This window comes from Pseudomonas sp. YeP6b (genome assembly GCF_025642995.1).
Taxonomy (GTDB): Bacteria; Pseudomonadota; Gammaproteobacteria; order Pseudomonadales; family Pseudomonadaceae; genus Aquipseudomonas.
Genome location: NZ_CP080090.1, coordinates 5739899 through 5758965, shown reverse-complemented (window position 1 = coordinate 5758965; position 19067 = coordinate 5739899). Strand labels below are relative to the sequence as shown.

The 19067-nt window shown below is 61.1% G+C and carries 16 protein-coding genes; 6 read left to right on the top strand and 10 right to left on the bottom strand.

From position 1 onward, the window contains the following. Positions 1 to 176: 176 nt before the first annotated feature. On the top strand, positions 177 to 2192 hold the full coding sequence (locus tag KZH41_RS25985; RefSeq protein ID WP_263273972.1) for a c-type cytochrome: 2016 nt from the start codon (positions 177 to 179) through the stop codon (positions 2190 to 2192). On the opposite strand, the gene KZH41_RS25980 is transcribed toward KZH41_RS25985, so the two are convergent. Together KZH41_RS25980 and KZH41_RS25975 are read right to left on the bottom strand one after the other, a co-directional pair. Then, on the bottom strand, positions 2189 to 3436 hold the full coding sequence (locus KZH41_RS25980) for an aspartate aminotransferase family protein (protein ID WP_094949393.1): 1248 nt from the start codon (positions 3434 to 3436) through the stop codon (positions 2189 to 2191). The two genes, KZH41_RS25985 and KZH41_RS25980, sit on opposite strands and share 4 nt — an antisense overlap. An 89-nt stretch (positions 3437 to 3525) precedes the next feature. Continuing rightward, positions 3526 to 4419, bottom strand: a complete 894-nt coding sequence (locus tag KZH41_RS25975) for a LysR substrate-binding domain-containing protein (RefSeq protein WP_094949394.1) — start codon at positions 4417 to 4419, stop codon at positions 3526 to 3528. 144 nt (positions 4420 to 4563) lie between these two features. Here KZH41_RS25975 and KZH41_RS25970 point away from each other — a divergent pair, with 144 nt between their 5' ends. Then, a complete protein-coding gene (locus KZH41_RS25970) occupies positions 4564 to 5580 on the top strand; it encodes an amino acid ABC transporter substrate-binding protein (RefSeq protein WP_263273971.1) in 1017 nt (338 codons plus the stop codon). Between the two features lie 108 nt (positions 5581 to 5688). On the opposite strand, the gene KZH41_RS25965 is transcribed toward KZH41_RS25970, so the two are convergent. The 4 genes from KZH41_RS25965 to KZH41_RS25950 form a co-directional block, all read right to left on the bottom strand. Next, positions 5689 to 6702, bottom strand: a complete 1014-nt coding sequence (locus KZH41_RS25965; RefSeq protein WP_263273970.1) for a sensor domain-containing diguanylate cyclase — start codon at positions 6700 to 6702, stop codon at positions 5689 to 5691. A 282-nt stretch (positions 6703 to 6984) separates the two neighbouring features. Further along, positions 6985 to 8880 carry an alkaline phosphatase D family protein gene (locus KZH41_RS25960; protein ID WP_094949397.1) on the bottom strand — a complete coding sequence of 632 codons (1896 nt, stop codon included), beginning with the start codon at positions 8878 to 8880 and terminating at the stop codon, positions 6985 to 6987. 110 nt (positions 8881 to 8990) lie between these two features. Beyond that, positions 8991 to 9176, bottom strand: coding sequence for a hypothetical protein (locus KZH41_RS25955; RefSeq protein ID WP_094949398.1), 186 nt, complete (start codon positions 9174 to 9176; stop codon positions 8991 to 8993). 158 nt (positions 9177 to 9334) lie between these two features. Continuing rightward, entirely contained in the window at positions 9335 to 10123 is a 789-nt protein-coding gene (locus KZH41_RS25950) for a VacJ family lipoprotein (protein ID WP_094949399.1), read from the bottom strand. A 164-nt stretch (positions 10124 to 10287) separates the two neighbouring features. Between KZH41_RS25950 and KZH41_RS25945 the strand changes: the two genes are divergently transcribed. Both KZH41_RS25945 and KZH41_RS25940 read left to right on the top strand, forming a co-directional pair. Continuing rightward, the gene (locus KZH41_RS25945; RefSeq protein ID WP_094949400.1) at positions 10288 to 10998 is read left to right on the top strand and encodes a response regulator; all 711 of its coding nucleotides are present in this window, start codon (positions 10288 to 10290) and stop codon (positions 10996 to 10998) included. Further along, on the top strand, positions 10995 to 12314 hold the full coding sequence (locus KZH41_RS25940) for a sensor histidine kinase (protein ID WP_263273969.1): 1320 nt from the start codon (positions 10995 to 10997) through the stop codon (positions 12312 to 12314). The genes KZH41_RS25945 and KZH41_RS25940 overlap by 4 nt, the downstream gene beginning before the upstream one ends. A gap of 72 nt (positions 12315 to 12386) precedes the next feature. Here the strand turns inward: KZH41_RS25940 and KZH41_RS25935 are convergent, their stop codons facing one another. The 3 genes from KZH41_RS25935 to KZH41_RS25925 all read right to left on the bottom strand — a co-directional run bounded on the left by KZH41_RS25935 (position 12387) and on the right by KZH41_RS25925 (position 15818). Further along, positions 12387 to 14630 (bottom strand): ATP-binding protein, encoded by a 2244-nt coding sequence (locus KZH41_RS25935; RefSeq protein ID WP_263273968.1) that lies wholly within the window; start codon positions 14628 to 14630, stop codon positions 12387 to 12389. Then, positions 14627 to 15241, bottom strand: coding sequence for a biliverdin-producing heme oxygenase (locus KZH41_RS25930; RefSeq protein ID WP_263273967.1), 615 nt, complete (start codon positions 15239 to 15241; stop codon positions 14627 to 14629). Before KZH41_RS25930 ends, KZH41_RS25935 begins: the two co-directional genes overlap by 4 nt. A 196-nt stretch (positions 15242 to 15437) precedes the next feature. Beyond that, a complete protein-coding gene (locus KZH41_RS25925; protein ID WP_094949404.1) occupies positions 15438 to 15818 on the bottom strand; it encodes a response regulator in 381 nt (126 codons plus the stop codon). A gap of 195 nt (positions 15819 to 16013) precedes the next feature. Here KZH41_RS25925 and KZH41_RS25920 point away from each other — a divergent pair, with 195 nt between their 5' ends. Further along, on the top strand, positions 16014 to 16556 hold the full coding sequence (locus tag KZH41_RS25920) for a demethoxyubiquinone hydroxylase family protein (protein ID WP_263273966.1): 543 nt from the start codon (positions 16014 to 16016) through the stop codon (positions 16554 to 16556). 42 nt (positions 16557 to 16598) lie between these two features. Continuing rightward, positions 16599 to 16973: a c-type cytochrome gene (locus tag KZH41_RS25915; protein ID WP_094949405.1), complete on the top strand. Its 375-nt coding sequence runs from the start codon at positions 16599 to 16601 to the stop codon at positions 16971 to 16973. Here KZH41_RS25915 and KZH41_RS25910 read toward each other — a convergent pair whose 3' ends face one another. Further along, entirely contained in the window at positions 16974 to 18995 is a 2022-nt protein-coding gene (locus tag KZH41_RS25910) for an LTA synthase family protein (RefSeq protein ID WP_263273965.1), read from the bottom strand. It lies immediately after the preceding gene. Positions 18996 to 19067: the final 72 nt, after the last annotated feature.

The window sequence follows — 19067 nt, the reverse complement described above, 5'->3', positions numbered from 1 at the left end:
GGCGGTGGATAGTCGTTGAGACTTCACGGTTTTGTCCATCGATTTGTCCCTGACCCACATCAACACCCCGCGCCGCGAAATCCGTTAGAACTCAGAGGCCTGATGAACCCATAAAAACGATGACCTACCTGCGCCGAGGGGACCACTCCAGGCCAGGTTATTAAAGGATTAATGCCATGGCCTTTTCCCTGTCCCGCCAGGCCTTGCTGGGGGCGACGCTCTGTCTGGCGCTACCCCTGCACGCCGCCCCCACCGACGTTGAACACGGCAAATACGTTGCGCAATTGGGCGACTGCATCGCCTGCCACACCGCCAAGCAAGGCAAGGTGATGGCCGGTGGGCTGGAGCTGAGCACGCCGATGGGCACGATCTATTCGAGCAACATTACACCGGACCGCCAGACCGGTATCGGCGCCTATACCTTCGAGCAGTTCGACAAGGTGATGCGCGAAGGTGTGACGCCCACAGGCATGAATCTTTACCCGGCGATGCCGTATCCGTCCTACGCCAAGATGAGCGAGGAGGACATGCGCGCCTTGTACGCCTACCTGATGCACGGCGTAGAGCCTGTGCAACAGGCCAACCTTGAGGCGGACATGTGCTTCCCGTTCAATCAACGTTGGGGCTTGGCACTGTGGAATTTTGCCTTTCTCGACAAGCAGCCGTTCCAGCCGGACCCAGGCCGTAACGAGGTGCTCAACCGTGGCGCGTATCTGGTCCAGGGCCTGGGCCACTGCGGCTCCTGCCACACGCCACGGGGCATCGCCTTCCAGGAAAAAGCCATGAGCGATGACGGCCGCAGCGGCCAGCATTACCTGGCCGGCGAAACCGTCGAACACTGGCGCGCCCTGAGCTTGCGCAACCTATGGACGGTGGAAGACACCGTGCAACTGCTCAAGACCGGGCAGAACCGCTTCGCCACGGTGGCCGGTAACATGGCCGATGTGATCCAGCACAGTACCCAACACTTCAGTGACTACGACCTCACGGCCATCGCCAGCTACCTCAAATCCCTGCCGCCGGGCAAAGACGATCTGCCGATGCCATCAATCGCCCACGCACCTGCCGCGCCGCCGGCGGACCTGTTCACCAGCCGTGGCGGCCTGGGTTACCTGCAGTTTTGCAGCGACTGCCACCGCGGCGACGGCGGCGGCGTAAAAGGCTTGTTCCCACCGCTGGCCGGCAACCCGAGCATTGCCGCCAGCAACCCGACTTCGCTGCTGCACATCACCCTGACCGGCTGGGAGACCGCACAAACTGCCACTCACCCACGGGTCTACACCATGCCTGGTTTCAGCCGGTTGGTCGACCAGGAAATCGCCGAGATCCTAAGCTTCGTGCGCACTCGCTGGGGCAACGAGGGCACGCCGATCAGCGCCGCCCAGGTCAAGAAACTGCGTGACCAACTTAACCCCACCACCACCGATTCGTCGGCCTTCGATACCCCAAGACTGGCAAATTTGCTCGCCGCACCGAATGCCGACCAAGTCGTTCGCGGCATGCGCCTGCACCTGCAAACCAAGGAACTGCTGCCCAACAATGTCGGCAACTCGCTCAATTGCACCAGTTGCCATCTCAACGCCGGCACCGTGGCGGACGGTTCGCCGTTTGTGGGCGTGTCGGCGTTCTTCCCCAGCTATGCGCCGCGTGCAGGCAAGGTGGTCACGCTGGAGGAGCGCATCAACGGGTGCTTGCGTCGCTCGATGAATGGCCAACCGCTGCCGCCCCAATCGGCGGATATGCAGGCGATGGTCGCGTACTTCGACTGGATGAAAAACAACACCCGCCCCGAAGACAAAGTGGCCGGGCGCGGTGTGGGCAAGGTCGACCCGTCGATCAAACCGGACTTGGAGAACGGCAAGCAGGTGTATGCCAAGCAATGCGCGGTGTGCCACGGCGATAACGGCCAAGGCCTGGCGCGTGCCGACGGCGAGTTGGTGTACCCGCCGTTATGGGGCGAGCAGTCGTTCAATATTGGCGCGGGCATGGCGCGGCCCTACACGGCGGCGGCGTTCGTCAAACGCAACATGCCGATCGGCTTCCACGAGAAATTTCCATTAGGGCAGGGCGGCTTGTCGGACCAGGAAGCGGTGGACGTGGCGGCGTATTTCTCTGGCCAACCTCGCCCGGATTTCCCGGACAAGGTCAAAGACTGGCCCAATGGCGGTAAGCCGGTTGATGCACGCTACTAAGTCAGCTGTCTGAGGCAGGCCTCGAGCATATCCAGGCCTTCCTCCAGCACCGCAGGCTCAATGGTCAGCGGTGCCAGCAGGCGGATGATGTGCCGCGACTTGCCGCTGGGCATCAGCAGCAAACCCGCGTCCCGCGCCAGGCTCAGCAGTTGGCTCAGTTGCTTGGGTGCCGGCGAGCCGTCGGCGTTGGCCAGCTCAATGCCGCGCATGGCGCCCACGCCGGTCAGGCGGCCCAGATAGGGCACGCCTTGCGCACGCCATTGTTCATAACGGCTGACGATGGCTTCTTCCTGTTGCGAACCCCAGGTTTGCAGGTGTTCATCCGTCATTGCCTCCAGCGTGGCCAATGCGGCCGCGCAAGCAATCGGGTTGCCGGAGTAGGTGCCGCCCAGGCCGCCTTTGGGCAGGTTGTCGAGCAAGGCTTTACGCCCGACGACCGCGCCCAAGGGCACGCCACCAGCGATGCTTTTGCCGAGCAGGATCAAGTCCGGTTCAATTCCCAGGCGCGAGAAGGCGAAGCGCTGGCCGGTACGCCCGAAGCCGGACTGGATTTCGTCGGCAATCAGCAGGATGTTTTTCTCATCACAGAAACGTCGCAGGGCGTGGGCGAATTCGATGTCCAAGGCCAGAAAACCGCCTTCGCCTTGCACCGGCTCGATGATGAAACAGGCTACATCCTCAACGTCGATTTCCACGCTGAACAGGCGGTCCATGGCCTTCAGCGCCTCAGCGCAGGTCACGCCGTTGTCAGCGCTGGGGTAGGGCAGGTGATACACCGGCCCGGGCAGTACACCGACTTTTTGTTTGTAGGGCGCCACCTTGCCATTGAGGTTGAGCGTGGCCAGGGTACGGCCGTGAAAGGCGCCGTCAAAGGCGATCACCGCCGTGCGGCCGGTGGCGCCGCGTACGATCTTCAAGGCGTTTTCCGCCGCTTCCGCGCCACTGTTGGTGAGCATGCCGCTCACCGGGTAATCCACTGGGATAAACGCAGTAAGACGGCCCATCAGTTCGATGTAGGGCGCGTGCGGTACGGCGTTGAACGCGTAATGGGTCAGTTTAGTTGCTTGCTGCACAATCGCCGCGACCACGCCTGGGTGGCAGTGCCCGAGGTTGAGCACGCCGATGCCGCCGACAAAATCGATGTAGCGCTTGCCCGCGGTGTCCCAAACCTCGGCGTTCTTGCCGTGGCTGAGGCTGATGGGGTGAACGATGGAAATCGACTGGCTGATGGTTTCGCGGCTCATGAATCTCGGACTCGGCAATGGCGGGCGTCTTTTTATCTAAGCCGCGCGCCCGGCCTGGCCGCAAACGAAATAAAGTCGCCGGGTCATTATTAAAAGTCGGGATGTGCTTTGAGGTAGTCCACCATCCAGTTGAGGAAGGCCTTCACTTTGGGGATCTCGCCCGCATGTTCGGCATGCGCGATAAAGTGCGCGCCGGTGCTGGGCATTGTGTAATCCCAGGGAATCATCAGGCTGCCATTGGCCAACTCGTCAGCCACCAGATACTGCGGCACCAACGCCACGCCGTAGCCCGATTGCGCCGCGCGGATGCACATGTAGAACGTGTCGAAACGCGGCCCGTGGTAGCTGTTCTGCGAATGCAGGCCTTGTTCCAGGAACCACTCGTGCCAGGCTTGCGGGCGGGACGTGCATTGCAGCAAGGTGTGGCGCGACGAAGCATCGCTGCCTTCAGCGACAAAGCCCGGCGCACAGACCGGCACCACGGCTTCGCGAAACAGCTCGATGCAAGTCGCCCCCGGCCACGAGCCCTGGCCGAAGAAAAACGCGATGTCGGCCTTGGCCTGCAACACGTCGAAGGGCTCTAGTTCGTTGCGCACATCCAGGTGGATATTCGGGTGTTTGGCCGCAAAATCCTTGAGCTTGGGCACCAGCCAGCGGTCGCCGAACGTCGGCTGGGTGGCGATGCGCAGCACTTCGGTCTCGCCGCCGTAGGTGAGGATGTAGCGGCTGGAGATGTCCACCTGGGTGAGGATCTTGTGCACTTCGGCCAGGTACAGCGAGCCCGCCGGCGACAGGTACAAACGCTGGCGCACCCGTTCGAACAGGTTGTGGCACAGCATCTCTTCGAGCTGTGCCACTTGCTTGCTCACCGCACTCTGGGTCAGGTGCAGTTCTTCGGCGGCGCGGGTGAAACTCAGGTGACGGGCGGCGGCTTCGAAGCATTGCAGGGCGGTCATCGAAGGGGTCAAGCGTTTTGAGATCATGCAGTTCATTCCAAATCGGAAGGAGCCTTTGCCTAAAGGTCGTTTGTGGCAGGTGTGTAAAGCCGTCGATACTGCGCGGCAACACTATAAACCGGCGCGGGCTGTGCGGCGCCGAATAATAAAGATCGACAGGGAGTGCCTCGCATGAACAACCTCAAAACCCTCATCGCTGCTGCGGCCGTGGCCCTGGCCGGCAGTGCCCACGCGGGCGTGACCCTGGACGCGATCCAGAAAAAAGGCTTTATCCAGTGTGGTGTCAGTGATGGTTTGCCGGGCTTCGGCGTGCCGGACTCCAATGGCAAGATGACCGGCATCGACGTAGACGTGTGCCACGCCGTCGCCGCCGCGGTATTCGGCGACGCGTCAAAAGTGAAGTTCAGCCAGTTGACCGCCAAGGAGCGTTTCACCGCGCTGCAATCGGGTGAAATCGACCTGATTTCGCGCAACACCACCTGGACCAGTTCCCGCGATGCGGGCATGGGCCTGGTGTTCACCGGCGTGACCTACTACGACGGCATCGGCTTTTTGGTGAACAACAAACTGGGCGTTACCGGCGCCAAGCAGCTGGACGGCGCGACCGTCTGCATCCAGGCCGGCACCACGACTGAGCTCAACGTTTCGGATTACTTTCGCACCAACGGCATGAAGTACACGCCGATCACCTTCGACACCGCCGACGAAAGCGCCAAGGGCCTCGAAGCTGGCCGTTGTGACGTGCTTACCACCGACCAGTCGGGCTTGTACGCCCAACGCATCAAAATGGCCCACCCGGACGAGTTCGTGGTGTTGCCAGAAGTGATCTCCAAAGAACCGCTGGGGCCGTTAGTGCGCAAGGGCGATGACGAGTGGTTCAGCATCGTCAAATGGACCCTGTTCGCGATGCTCAATGCCGAGGAAATGGGCATCACCTCGCTGAACGTCGAAGAGCAGGCCAAGTCCACCCAGAACCCCGATATTGCGCGGCTGCTCGGTGCCGACGGCGATTACGGCAAGGACCTGAAGCTGCGCAAGGACTGGGTGGTGCAGATCGTCAAGCAAGTGGGCAACTACGACGAAGTGTTCGAACGCAATATCGGCCAGGGCAGCGTGCTGAAGATCAAGCGCGGGCTCAATGCGTTGTGGAGCAATGGCGGCATTCAGTACGCGCCGCCGGTGCGCTGATGGACAAGCTGTCGGGCTATAGCGATGCAGGCACTGCGGTTTGAAGATGCAGCGCGGTGATCCCATCGCAGCCTCGCTAACGCTCGACAGCTCCCACATGGAGTGGATTTACTCCGACACCACATCCTTGCCCGCCGCCTTGGACCGATACAGCGCTTGATCGGCCCGCGCCATCAAGGCGGCTGGGGCTTCACCCACACGACGCTCCACCACGCCTAGGCTTAGGGTCACTTTGAAATCGCCGACGACGGGTATCTCGGTGATTTTTTGTCGAATCCTTTCAGCCAGTTGTTTCGCGGTCTCCACGGTAGTTTTGGGCAGGATTACCATAAATTCATCACCGCCCCAGCGCGCCAGTAAATCACTGGAGCGCACGCAGGCTTCCAAGCCTTGCACCACCTGTATCAGGGTCTTGTCACCTACGCCGTGGCCATGTTGATCATTGATTGGCTTGAAATCATCGATGTCCATGGCCACCAGTGCCAGCGGCAAACGAAAACGCTCGGCACGCTCGCATTCCTCCAGCAGTACTTTTTCCAGGCGATAGCGGTTGGCGATGTGTGTCAGGGCGTCCTGTTCGGCCAGGGAGCGGTTTTCGTCCAGCTGTAATTGCAATTGCTGATTGACCCGCGACAGTTCGCGGGTGCGTTCGGCTACCAGCGCTTCCAGGGATTGGTTGCGCCGTTGCAGCTGTTCGATGGAGTTTTTGCGCGTATGGATATCGCGGTGCGCGCCGATCATGCGCGCCACTGAGCCGTCGGGGTTGCGAGCAATGACGTAGCCACGGTCTTCGATCCACAGGTAAGTGCCGTCTTTTTTGCGGCAGCGGTATTCGGCTTGGTAATGGGGCGCGCGTTGGCTGATGTAGTCATCAAACAGGGCCATGACGCGGGAGTAATCCTCGGCGTGGATCACGTTCTCCCAGGTGAACACGCTGTTCTCCAGGGAGTGGCGGGGGTAGCCAAGCATTTCGTACCAGCCGGGGTTGCGGTAGACGAAGCCAGTATTGGCGTTCCAGTCCCAGATGCCGTCACTGACCAGCTCCATGACGGCATGCAACATGTCGGCGTTGAGCTCGGAAAAGTCATTGCGCAGCGATTTATTGCCGGATGTATCGTCCATCTTCGCGCTTCCCTGCGTATGCTGGCTCCTGAGGCCAGTCTTCGTTGACGCCGATACTCCGTGGCTGGCGCTACTGTACATCGGGGCTTGCGCGGTTTGAATAGGGCGGGTGTGCTGCTTTAGGCGTGTGGCAATAGGCCGTCGCGCTCTGCGTGAGAATGCACCCTGTGATGCTCTGCGTCACCTCGCTCCGGGCTTAAGATTTACGCCTGCATCAGGAGGCGGACCGCCCGGTGCGGCATTCCCACGCAGAGCGTGGGAATGCTCGGTGCGTATGAAAACTTACTGCGGCGCCACCATCTGCGTCCGAGGCTTCCCATCCGCGTTGTGCTGGTAAATCGCCTCAGGCTGGCCCTGCGCATTGAAAAACACCTGGCCGATCCCGGCCGAATTCCACAGCCGCTCACCCGCTTGCGCATGCTGCGGAATATGCGGCACCACCTGCATGGTGCGCCGGCGAGTGAACCAGTTGAGCGGGGAGCGGGGCGAGTAGAGCCAGCGGTTGAGGCGGTCGAACCATTCCAGCAGCCGTGGGGGGAATTCGTTCTTGATGCCGCTGCTGGTGATCTGCCAGATCCTGGGGCCGGCATTGCGGTGGCGGATCAGCACTTCGTAGACGAACGAGTAATGCACGTCACCCGAGAGGATCACGTAGTTACCCGGCGTGCGCGAGTGGCGGAAGATGTTGAGGATCACCTGGGCGGCGCCGCGATGGGCCATCCAGTTTTCGGCGTCCACCAGCAGCGGGTAGCCACACCAACTGAACATCTTCTGCACGGTCTCGATCAGCTTGACGCCAAAGATCGGCGCGGGCGAAACGATGATGGCGCAAGGGTGGTCCAGCAGTTCCTGTTGCAGCTCGCTCAACGCCTCCCAGTCCAGCAGGCCGGACGGTTGCTTGAGAACAAATTCACTGCGCCAGCGCCGGGTGCGGGTATCGAGCACCACCAGGGCGGGCGTGGTGGGCAGTACGTAATGCCAGCGTTGGAATTTCAGCAGCGCTGCCTGCAGGTCATCTTGCGCAATGGCGTCCAGGTGGTTGTCTTGCGCTTGGGTGGTCAGTGCCTGGGTTTGGCTCAACAGTTCACCAAACACATCCGGCTGGTTGCCCCAACCCTGGCACAGCAGGTAAGCGAGCAGAGCATTGCCGATGATGCGCTTGGAGAACGGGTGGCCGTAGGCGGTTTCTTCCCATTGAGCGCTGAGGTTCCAGTCATCGGTGATGTCGTGATCATCGAAGATCATCAGCGTCGAGAGGTGGGCGAACACCCGTGCGACGCCCGGCAGGCCGTCACGGAATTGATCGATGTGCACCTGCTCGCGGGCATACCGCCGCTGTTCTTCGACGTTCAGTTGCGGCGCTTGTGGCGTGATCAACTGCCAGGGCGTGGGCGACCAGGCCAGCAAGTACATCGCAATCACTTCGGCAAAGGTCACCAGGTGATTGTCGGCGGTACTGCTGGTAAAAATCGGCTTTTTTACCCCTCCAAAAAACCGTTCACGCAGGGTCTCGTTGCTGTCCAACGCCGGGAGTAGATCCGCCCGATGGTAATAGCTGGCGCGATGCCCATAGAGGCTGGCGCTGTCGTCCACCACCGCGCCTTCCAGGTATTCGTCGTACAGGCCCAAGCGCGCAATCAATGCATGAATGGCGCGCAGCATCGGCCCGGCGACATCGTCGGCGTAAATTTGGTCGCCACTCATCATCAGCAGGGCCGGGCGTTGAGCCGGCGTGTGTGCCTCGGCCAGCACGCGGTCGACGCATAGCAAACCTTCGTCGGCTGGGTGGTGTGGTTTACGGCACGAGCCATGCACCAACTGGTGGATGCGGCTGTGCAGTACGAAATTGGGGTGCTGCGCTTCGGCATACAGCAAGTGCGGCGCCCACTCGGCGATGCCGATGTTATCGATCAGCAGGTCGTAGCCGATAACCACGTCCAACGGCAGGGCCTCGTCCAGTTGCACGTCGATCAGGTGAATAAAGGCATGGCGCCCCACCGGTACGATTTGGCACTGGCCTTGGTCCAAGCGAATGTCCTGGGTGTGTTCGGCAACGTGCAGCCTCAGGGTCGGCGACAGTTCACGACTTGCCACCAGCCACAACACCAGGCGCTGGGGCGCCAGTCGCCGCAGCAGCGGCCCAGCAAGGACGGCGGGCAGGGTGCCTGCTTGAAGCATAGGGATGACGACTCTGTGCAAGTTAGGCACGTAGATTAACCCAGTGGATGTCAGTGTTTTGTTAAGTGACTGCGCGCAAGTGGAGGGTTGTCGCCCTCCTTTTTTATTACCTAGAGAAGATTGCCTTGGCCCAGGCTATCCAGGTTGCCGGAGCGCCTGTCCTTTTGCGGTTCGCTTGCGCTGCTGAAGTCTATGGTCGATCCCGGAGCGGGCGTTGGCGCAGGCGTGATCGGTTTGATGTTGGCGACCTGGGTAAAGCTGAGGCTGGTCGCGGCAATGTTGAAAAAAAGATCCATGGTGGTGTCCTCTGTCAGGCTAAGAGTGGTGTTGAGTTATCGCGCTGTAAACGCGCACTGAACTTACAAAGCCTCGGCCGACCGAGCTATATACGTCTTGGGTCAAAACGTGACAAGGCTAGGGGCCACTTCACCGCCGCAAACGGGGCCAAACTGCTTTAAAAATCACCCCCGGCGCCCGCCCCACAGGTGTTCTCCCGTGGCGTAGTTGCGCCTTCCTTGCCTTCCACTACGAAGGCCGCACGGTGTTCCGCCACCCCATTACGTAACGCGCTGTAGTAATCCGGCAGCTTCTGTAGGCTGTCGGTGAGCGGCAACTGTGACGCCCGCGTATCCACCGTGCCACCCACCAGGCTGACCGTGCCCAGTGTCTGCAGGGTATCGCTGTCGCCCAGCGGTGAGACCAGAAAACTCAGGACCTTGCCGGCGGCATCGCGGCTGTTACCGGTGCCCAGCAACGGCAACTCGACGATGGGCCCGTTGCCTACACCCCATACGCCGAAGGTCTGGCCGAAATCGGCGGTATGGCGTGGGATACCAAGGTGGTCCGACACATCGATCAACCCCACCACACCCACCGTGGTGTTCACCGCGAACCGGCCAAGGGTATTAACCGAGCGATGCGGATTGCCTTGCAACAGATCGTTGATAAACACCTTTGGTTCGTTGAAGTTGCTTGCGAAGTTATGCACACCCTGTTGGAAAAAATCCGGCAGGTAACGGTAACCTCGCGCTACAGGCGCCAAGGCGTAGTTATCCACAGCACGGTTGAACGCGAACACACGACGGTTGACCGGCTCGGCGGGGTCATACACCGGGTAGGCCACCTGCGCGCAGCGGGTGGTGGGCGCCACATTGGCCGGGCTGGCACAGCCGGTCAGGTAAGACACGGTCATCAACAACACCGCCTGGCAGGCCAAATGCTGGGGGTAGGTCAGCGAGCGCATGGGCACAGTCTCCACAAAAAGGAGGCCGATGCTGGCAGGCCGAGCTTGCGCAAAGATGTCTGGTTTATTGCGCGGTTGACGCTTTGTTGCACGGTTGAAATATATGACGAACCGCGCCGAATGGTTTTAGATGGCGCCTCGACCCAGCCAAGTGATGCCCGCCGGTGAGTAACCTTTTGATCGTGGACGATGACCTTGAAGTCCTCGCGCTGCTGAAGAAATTTTTCCTGCAACACGGCTACGCAGTCGAGACGGCGGCCAGTGGCGCCGACCTATGGGCGGCCATGGAGCGCGAGCCTGCCGACTTGATCGTCCTCGACCTGATGCTGCCTGGGGATAACGGCTTGCTGCTGTGCCAGCGTTTGCGCCAGCAGTACGCGACACCGGTGATCATGCTGACCGCCATGGGCGAGCTCAGTGACCGTGTGGTGGGGCTGGAAATGGGCGCCGACGACTACCTGAGCAAACCCTTCGACGCTCGCGAGCTGCTGGCGCGAGTGCGCGCTGTGTTGCGCCGGGCCGGTGAAAACCGGCCACCTATGGGCGAGGTGTCACGGCCGCTGATCCGTTTTGCCGGCTGGCAATTGGACCTGACCCGGCGTGAATTGCGCTCGCCCGACCAGGTGATGATCCCGCTGTCATCTGGCGAGTTCGACCTGCTGTTGGTGTTTGCCGAGCACCCGCAACGCGTGCTGACCCGTGAGCAATTGCTGAACCTGGCGCGCGGCCACAGCCACGATGCGTTCGACCGCAGCATCGACGTGCAGGTCAGCCGCCTGCGCCGCAAGCTGGAGTTCGATACCAAGCGCCCGGCGATGATTCGCACGGTGCGCAACGGCGGTTACCAATTCACCGCCATGGTCACCCGTTCATGAGGCGCCTGCCCCGCGACACGGTGGCGCGTTGGATCGCCCTGACTATCCTGATTGCGATGCTCACGGCGCTCGCGTTTAACGCACTGTTTGTGCAATTGGCTGGCGTATGGGCGCGGCCGCCATTGACTGAAATCGGGCTGCTGGAAAAAGTCGCCGTGTTGGTGCGTGTGGTCGAAGCCTCCGAGCCCGCGCAGCGCCCGCAACTGGTCCAGGCGGTCGGCGATGCGCAGTTCAGCGTGGCGTGGGCCACCCAGCGTGAGACTTTTGGCTTGCCCGAACTGCAAGACCCGGATTTCCATTCGGGGGATGAGGCGTTCAAGCATCTGCTGCCCGGGCCGCCGCGACCGATGGAAGCGTATGAGCCGTCCGATTGGCCGGGCGACACAGGCCATTACGCCCTGTTGGTGCAACTGGTCGACCATTCCTGGCTGATGTTCAGCGCGCCATCGCGCAGTTGGGGCCTTGGGGACGGCGAGCGCAGCGTGATCGTGTTGCTGCTGGTATTGGTCTCTACCGCGTTGGTGACTCTGGTAGCGACGCGCCGCCTGGCGCGCCCGCTGCAGCAGTTCGCCCTAGGCGCACGGCGCTTCGGTTCTGACTTTCGCGCGCCGCCTATCGAGCCGGTCGGCCCCCACGAAATTCGCCAGGCAATCCTCGCCTTCAATAGCATGCAGGCGCAGCTACGGCACTTCATCCAGGACCGCACGCAAATGCTCGCGGCGATTTCCCACGACTTGCGCGCGCCCCTTACGCGGTTGCGCCTGCGCGGCGAGTTCATCGAAGACGCCGACCAGCAGCGCCGACTGTTTCGTGATGTGGATGAAATGCAGGCGATGATCAAGACCGCCTTGGAATTCTTCCGCGATGATGCACGCCTGGAGCAGGCCACCCAGCTGGACTTGGCGGAACTGCTGCAAACCCTGATTGACGACTATCGCGACCAAGGCACCGACATCCGCTTTTGTGGCCCGCCACGGCTGGTGTATTTCGGTCGCCCGCTGGGTCTCAAACGCGTAATGACCAACTTGATGGACAACGCCATCCACTATGGCAAGACGCCGGAAATCGAGCTGCTGTACATCGCCGGAGAGGTGGTGATCCACGTGCTGGATCGCGGGCCGGGCATTCCTGCCGAGCATCGTGAGCAGGTGTTTCTGCCGTTCTATCGCCTGGAAGGCTCACGCAACAAAAGCACCGGCGGTGTAGGGCTTGGGCTCTCCACCGCACGGGCGATTGTGTTGGAGCACGGCGGCACGCTGACCCTGGCAGACCGCCAGGGTGGCGGCTTGGTGGCGGTGCTGGTGTTGCCGGTTTAACAGGCGGGTTTTATGTGGCGAGCGGGCTTCCTGTGGCGAGCCCGCTCGCCACAGGAAGCTCACTGTTGACAGTCAGGTCGGCGACAACTCGATGGCCTTTGGCACCGTAAAGATGAATTCGCTGCCCTGGCCCACCTCACTTTGCGCTTCGATCCGCCCGCCGTGGGCCTGCACGATACCCTGCGTGATGTACAGCCCCAGCCCGCTGCCGGTGGGGTTGTTCTCCGTTTGCGTCCAGTAGCGATCAAACACATGCGGCAACTGCTCCGGCGCAATGCCTTCGCCGGAATCGCGCACTGAAAACATGATTTCCTCGCCGTTGCTCAAGGCGCTTACGCTGATGGTTCCCTGGCGCGGGGTGAACTTGATGGCATTGCCGATCAAGTTCGACAACACCTGGAACAGACGCTCCGGGTCCCCATTGATCTGCAGGCCCGGCTCTGTGTTGAACGACAGCTCGATGCCTTTCTCCATCGCCAACGGCGCGAGCAGCGCATAGGCCTCTTCGAACATCTGGTTGACGTCCAGCACCACCGGTTTGACCACATAGCGCCCGGCCTCGATTTTCGAGGTGTCGAGCAAGTCTTCCAGCAGCACGTTCATCCGCCCGGCGGCCTGCTGCATGGTGTCGATGGCCGAGGAAATCCGCCGCGAGGTGTGTGGGCCTTCGGAGCTGAAGGCCTTTTGCATCATCCCGCAAAGCATCGAGATAACTGTCATCGGGTTACGCAGGTCGTGGGACACCACGGCGACCAGATCATCGCGAGCGCGCACGGCTTGTTGTTCGCGCAACACTTGGCGGGCCAGGTCATTTTCCAGGGCGGAACGGCGCAGGTCGTTGGCCGCAAACAGGTCGCCATGGCTCCACTTGGTGGAGATGCCGGCCATTTCCACTTTCCAGATTTCAAACGAGGTGCGTGGGCGAAGACGTAAGCCGGCGTCGGAATTTTCCAAGTTCAGCGGTTTATTCGGGTCGCCGCTCCAGTTGATGTTCTCTTTCACTTCCGGGCGAAACCACAGCACGCCGTTATCCACAGGCTTTGGCAGGCTCATGGCCAACACGCCACTGGCCACGGGCTGAAACTCGGCAGCTGGCGGGTATACCGAGGTCAGGTTGTGGCTGGAGAACACCGGTTCGCCGCTGGTTTGCAGCCACGTGTGCAGCGCACGAATCTGCTCAGGCTGCGGGCAATTGCCGTAGCAGTGCAGCTGTTTGTCTTCGATGATCGCCACGCCGCCCGACAGGGTCAGGTCCATCAGCACGTGCGGCTGCTGGGCCAGGCCATCGAACACATTTTGTTCAGACGCTTTCATCGCCTGATCAAGCAGGGCCAGGGCTTCAACCTTTTCTTCGCGTTGGCGGCTCAGGTCCAGGGCTTCCATGGCACTGATCTGCAACGACAGTACCTGGCCGATGGTTTGGCAGGCTATGCGCAGGTCATTGGGCACCAACAGCGGCTCGCGGTTACCGCAACTGATCAAGCCCCAGAGCTTGTCACCCGCCATCAACGAGATGCTCATGGACGACAGCACGCCCATGTTCTGCATGTACTGGCAGTGAATCGGCGACACGCTGCGCAGGGTGGCAAAGCTCAAGTCCAGCGGCTGGCCGGTGTCCGGGCGCAGCTTGGGCAGCAACGGCACCGGCTCGTAGGCAGCATTCGGGATGATACGCAGCCAATTGGTGCGGTAGAGCTCGCGGGCCTGCTCGGGGATATCGGAGGCTGGGAAGAACAGCCCGTTGAACTGCTCCATGGACGGCGACGACGCTTCGGCAATCACCTGCCCGTGGCCTTCTTCTTCGAAACGATAGATCAGCACCCGGTCATAACCGGTCATGGCCTGGATTTCATTCACGCTGATTTCGTACAGCGCTTGCAGGTTTTTCGCCGACTGCAAGCGTTGCAGCATCTTGCCCAGGTCGCTGGTGCGGCCATTCAGGGTGCGCGGTTTGAAGTCTTCCAGGTGCGGTTCGAATTCCAGCACCAGCACGTCTTGATGGCGATGCAACAGCCCTTCGAATCGCACACCGTTGAAGGTGACGTGCAGCGCCGTCGCGTCGAAAAAAGTGTCGTGTTCAGCCATGGCCTGCACGGCTTGGGCATGTTGCGCGCCAATCAAGGTGTGCAGTGGCTGGCCCAACAGCGCCTCAGGCGCGTGGTTGAACACAGTGCCCACATTGGCGCTGACCTGCATGATGTTCAGGTCAGGTGCCGATAACGTCAGCAACACGCCGTGGGGCTGAATCGCGCCTGGAGTGCGAATGGGTTCGTCGGAACAGTTGGCATGCAGTTCCTCAAAATCTTCGGGTTTCATAGCAGTACCTCCTGGCTGGCAAGCCATTGCTCAAAGCCGCTGAATGTCGAACAGGCAGCAATCACCGCGTGCTGTTTGGCCTGCGCGTCCAGTGGCTGGCGGCTCAGGTAATCGAGAAAGTCTTTCCAGCGCCGGCCGGTCTCGGTGCCGTACACATTGAGAAACGCGCCGCCGTTGTCCGCGTCGACGGCCAGGCGTTGAGCCATTTTCCGGCGCAATACTTGGCCGCCCAAGGTCGCGCCTTCCAGCACATACAGGGCACCGAGGCAGGCGGCGGGGGTATCGAAAGTGGGGAGTTCGCAGCAACGGGGCAGGGCGCTGATAGCGTCGTCCGTCAGGCCAAGGGCGTAGAGGTCGCGCAGCAGCGTTGGCGTTTTCACACGCAACGACGTATCGAATCCATTAGGGATCAAGCCGCTGTCATACAGCACCGCTTCCATCGGCCTATAAAATCCGTAGTACGCCTGGAGCAAGCGCTGGTACCAGTCGGCATCCAGGCACTCGGAGAAAAACGGCAGGCGTTTTTCCAACGCTACATGCAGCAGGCCAGTGCCTGAGCGCAACGTTTCCAGCAATGAGGGCGCACCAACGTCAAGGGCCTGTGAATGCATTCAATGAGCTCGAACTGGGGGCCTTTCGGCCATGAATGACGCGGGTGAAACCGGCGACAATTCTACACAACTCATTGCCGTCAACTGCACGCACAAGGCGAAAAGGCTGACCGGCGCATCAGAAAAGTCGCTCCTTGCGTGATTAATGACCACAGGGCAACTCATCAAGTTCGCGTTAAGTGATATTGCGGTGCTATCAATGCAGGGACGAGCCCTTTTGGATCAGCGCGGTTTGCACGCACTCAACCAAGTGCTCGGCGCTCCACGGCTTGGGCAAAAAACGCACAGACCCGCCCAGTTGCTCCGCCAGCTTAGTATTGCCGGAGGTCAGCACCACCGGCACCGACGGCCAGCGATGCGCCACCACCTTGCTCAGGTCGTAGCCGTTGAGCAAACCCGGCATCTGGATATCGCTGACAATCAGGTCCACCGGGTCATCGCAGCGTTCCAGGTAAATCATGCCTTCATCCGCCGAAGGAAACGAGGTGACGTGCGCCCCGAAGTCCTCCAGTACATCCACCATTAACGAGCGAATGATCTCGTCGTCTTCCAGCACTAAAATCGATGGCTGAGCCATGATCCTTACTCCACCATCAGGGTTCAGTAAGGTGGAGTGGGGCGGGTGGGGATAGGTTCGATTAGATGTGCCTGAGGCGATGGGTGGTTGTTTGAACGGTCTAGGTTGCGCATCTGCAGGGCGTATTGCACGATACCGACGCTTCCCACCAAGGCCGGCCCACTTCCCACGAGCCGCCGCACAAGGCCGTCAATCATGAACACGCCTTCCGCCCTGCTGATCGACCAAAACCTTGGCAACCGCATGATCAAAGTCGACCACGCCGGCGAGCATGGCGCGATTTGTATCTACAGTGGCCAACTGTTCATGGCGCGGTTTTTTGCTCCCAGCATGGTGGCTGAGCTGACGGAGTTTCTTTCCCATGAGCGCCGCCACCGCGCGGTGTTCCAGGCCGAGCTGCAGCGCCGTGGTTATCGCCGTTGCCGCAGTTATTGGCTATGCGGGCTGGGTGGGCTGGTGCTGGGGTTGATCACCGGGCTGTGCGGGCGTAAGGCTATCGTCGCTACCTCGGTCGCGGTCGAAAGCGTGGTGCTCAAACACCTGGCGCATCAACTTCATACCTTGCACGACATCGACCCCTTAGCCGTGGCGGCGATTGCTTCGATCGTCGAGGAGGAACAACACCACCACGACCACTCGGCCGCACAGATTGATGTGCGTGACCCGTGGTTCAGGGCGCTCACGCCGGTGGTCACGGCGTGGACGGAAACGGTGATCTGGATGGGCATGCGCTCCTGACAAACAGGCATAATCGCCGTAACACCCGCTGTGGAGCCCACCATGAAGTACGCGTTACTGACCCTCGCCCTGATCCTCAACACCGCCCCGGCCTTTGCGGCCGGCGATGCCGAGGCGGGCGGCAAGCTGTTCAGCAAGACCTGCGGCGGCTGCCACAGCATCGGCGAAGGTGCGCGCGGCGGCTTTGGCCCAGAGCTTAACGGCATCATCGGCCGACCCGCCGGCACCACCACGGATTACCAGTACTCCGACGCGATGAAAAACTCCGGCGTGGTCTGGTCCCGCGACAAGCTCGCCGCCTACATCGAGGCGCCGAAGAAGGTGGTCAGCGGCACGCGCATGATCTTCTGGGGCATCAGCGACCCGCAGAAGATTGAAAACATCCTGGCCTACCTGGAAACTTTCCAGCCCAAGTGATCACTCGCGCACATTCTTGAACAGCATCAACCGCGCGCTTTCATGCAGCCCGCGCGTCAGCCCCTGTAAGCGTTGAAACTCTTCGGGATGCTGCTCGGCCACGTCGTCCCGAGGCGTTTGCGAGGCAAGGTCGTGCAGGGTTGGTAAGCTGCCGTCGTGTTGCATCTGCAGCAGGAAGTCCTTGGTCACGCCGCCGATAATCGGGAAGGTGCCCTCGTGCAACACCAGCGGCACCACGCGTTCGCCTTCTGGCGCCGGTTGCTGGATGTCGCGGCCCATCGCGCCATTGCGAAACGGTATGCCGGCCATGCCGGCAACAGTGGGCAGCAAGTCCGCCAGGCCCACGGCCTCTTCAATCACCCGCGGTTGCAGGCCCGGCGCGTGGATCAGCATCGGCACGTTGTTGCTTTCCAGGCCCAATTGCTCGAAGGCCGGTGCCATGTGCGGGATCTGGCTGATGCGGGTGTTGTGGTCGCCGAAGAACACAAAAATGCTGTTGTCGTACCAGCCGCCGGCCTTGGCGATGTCCATCAGGCGGCCGATGTTGAAGTCCAGCAAACGCACTGCGTTGTATTGCTCGACGCTGCGCGAGCCGGCGGCCTGGGCTTGCTCCAGCGTCACGTCATGCACCTGGAAGCCGTCGTTCTGCTTGGGGATGGTGAACGGGCGGTGGTTGCCGGAGGTTTGCACGTAGGCGAAGAAGGGCTGGTCCTTGGGCACGGCGCGCAGCAACTGGTCGCCTTCCTTGAACAGGTCCAGGTCGGAGATGCCCCACACGTCCACCCGTGGCGAGCGCCAGTAGCTTTCGTCAAACAGCTGCACGCCATCGATGCTCTGACGAATCAGCGCATTGATATTCGCCCAGCCGGCGTTGCCGTTGATCATGTAGAACTTCTGGTAGCCCTCGAACGCGTTGATCAGCGTGTGTTGCCGCGTGATCAGCGGGTTGCGCGTGGCGGTCTCCTGGCGCGTGACATCGGGCACCCCGGTGATGCTTGCCCACACGGTTTTGGCAGTGCCGGTGACGGGCACGTAGAAGTGTTTGAAGAACCAGCTTTGCGTCGCCAGTTTGTCCAGGTTCGGCGTGGGGTTCAGCGGGTTGCCGTAGGCACCCACGGCGCTGGTGCCTAGGGACTCGAGCATCACGAAGATCACATTGGGCGGGCGCTCGCCTTGCAGGCGATAGGGCTGCACGCCTTGCTCGCGGGTGAAATTCAGTTGCTTGGGATCGGGCTGAGCAACGCCTAAATACTGCGCAACCTGCGGGTAATGGTCGCGCACTTTGGCTTCATCGAATTGCGATTGGCCAACCTTGAGCGTGTCGTACAAAAACAGCACCGGGTTCAGGCCCACGGCGGCGACCTGGCTGTTGCCGGAAAAGAACGCATCGCTCCAGCGCAGCGGCACCGGGTTTTCCAGGTTGAGGTTGGCCACGCGGCCGAGCAGGGCCAGCAGCACGGCGACAACGCCGACCACGGCCACAGACGCCACCGCCCACTTGCCGATGGTTTTGGCTTCGCGATCCAGGGTCAAGCGCTCCAGGCACACCAACGCCCACACCCACAGCGCCACGGCGGCCAGCCAACAGGCGGTTATCCACAGCACCGGGTAGGTTTCCCACACCATCTGTTGCGAAATCTGTGCGTCTTGCAGGTAGCGCAACACCGTCGCATTGATGCGCACGCCAAGGTAGGCGTAATGGCCGAAGTCGATGATGTACATCAGGCCGACTACGGCCAGGGCTACGACCAGATAGCCGCGCGCCAGCCAGCGCAAGGCGGGCAGGGTGGTGAGGTTCCAGCGCGGGAACCAGGCCAGCAGCGCCAGCGGCAGCAGGATCAACACCGCCAGGCGCAGGTCGAAACGCAAGCCGATGCCCAGGGTTTCCAGCAGCGCCGGGGTGTTAAGAGCAAGGCCGGAAAAGCTTATTAAAAACACCAGCCGCAAAGCGGCCAGCAACACAAACACCAACCCGATCGCGCCCACGCCGTAGCGCAGGCGGCGTGATTGCAACACACCCATCATTGACTCTTCCCAATTTCAAAAACTACATAGGGCAAATGTGGGAGCGGGCTTGCCCGCGATGACGGAGTG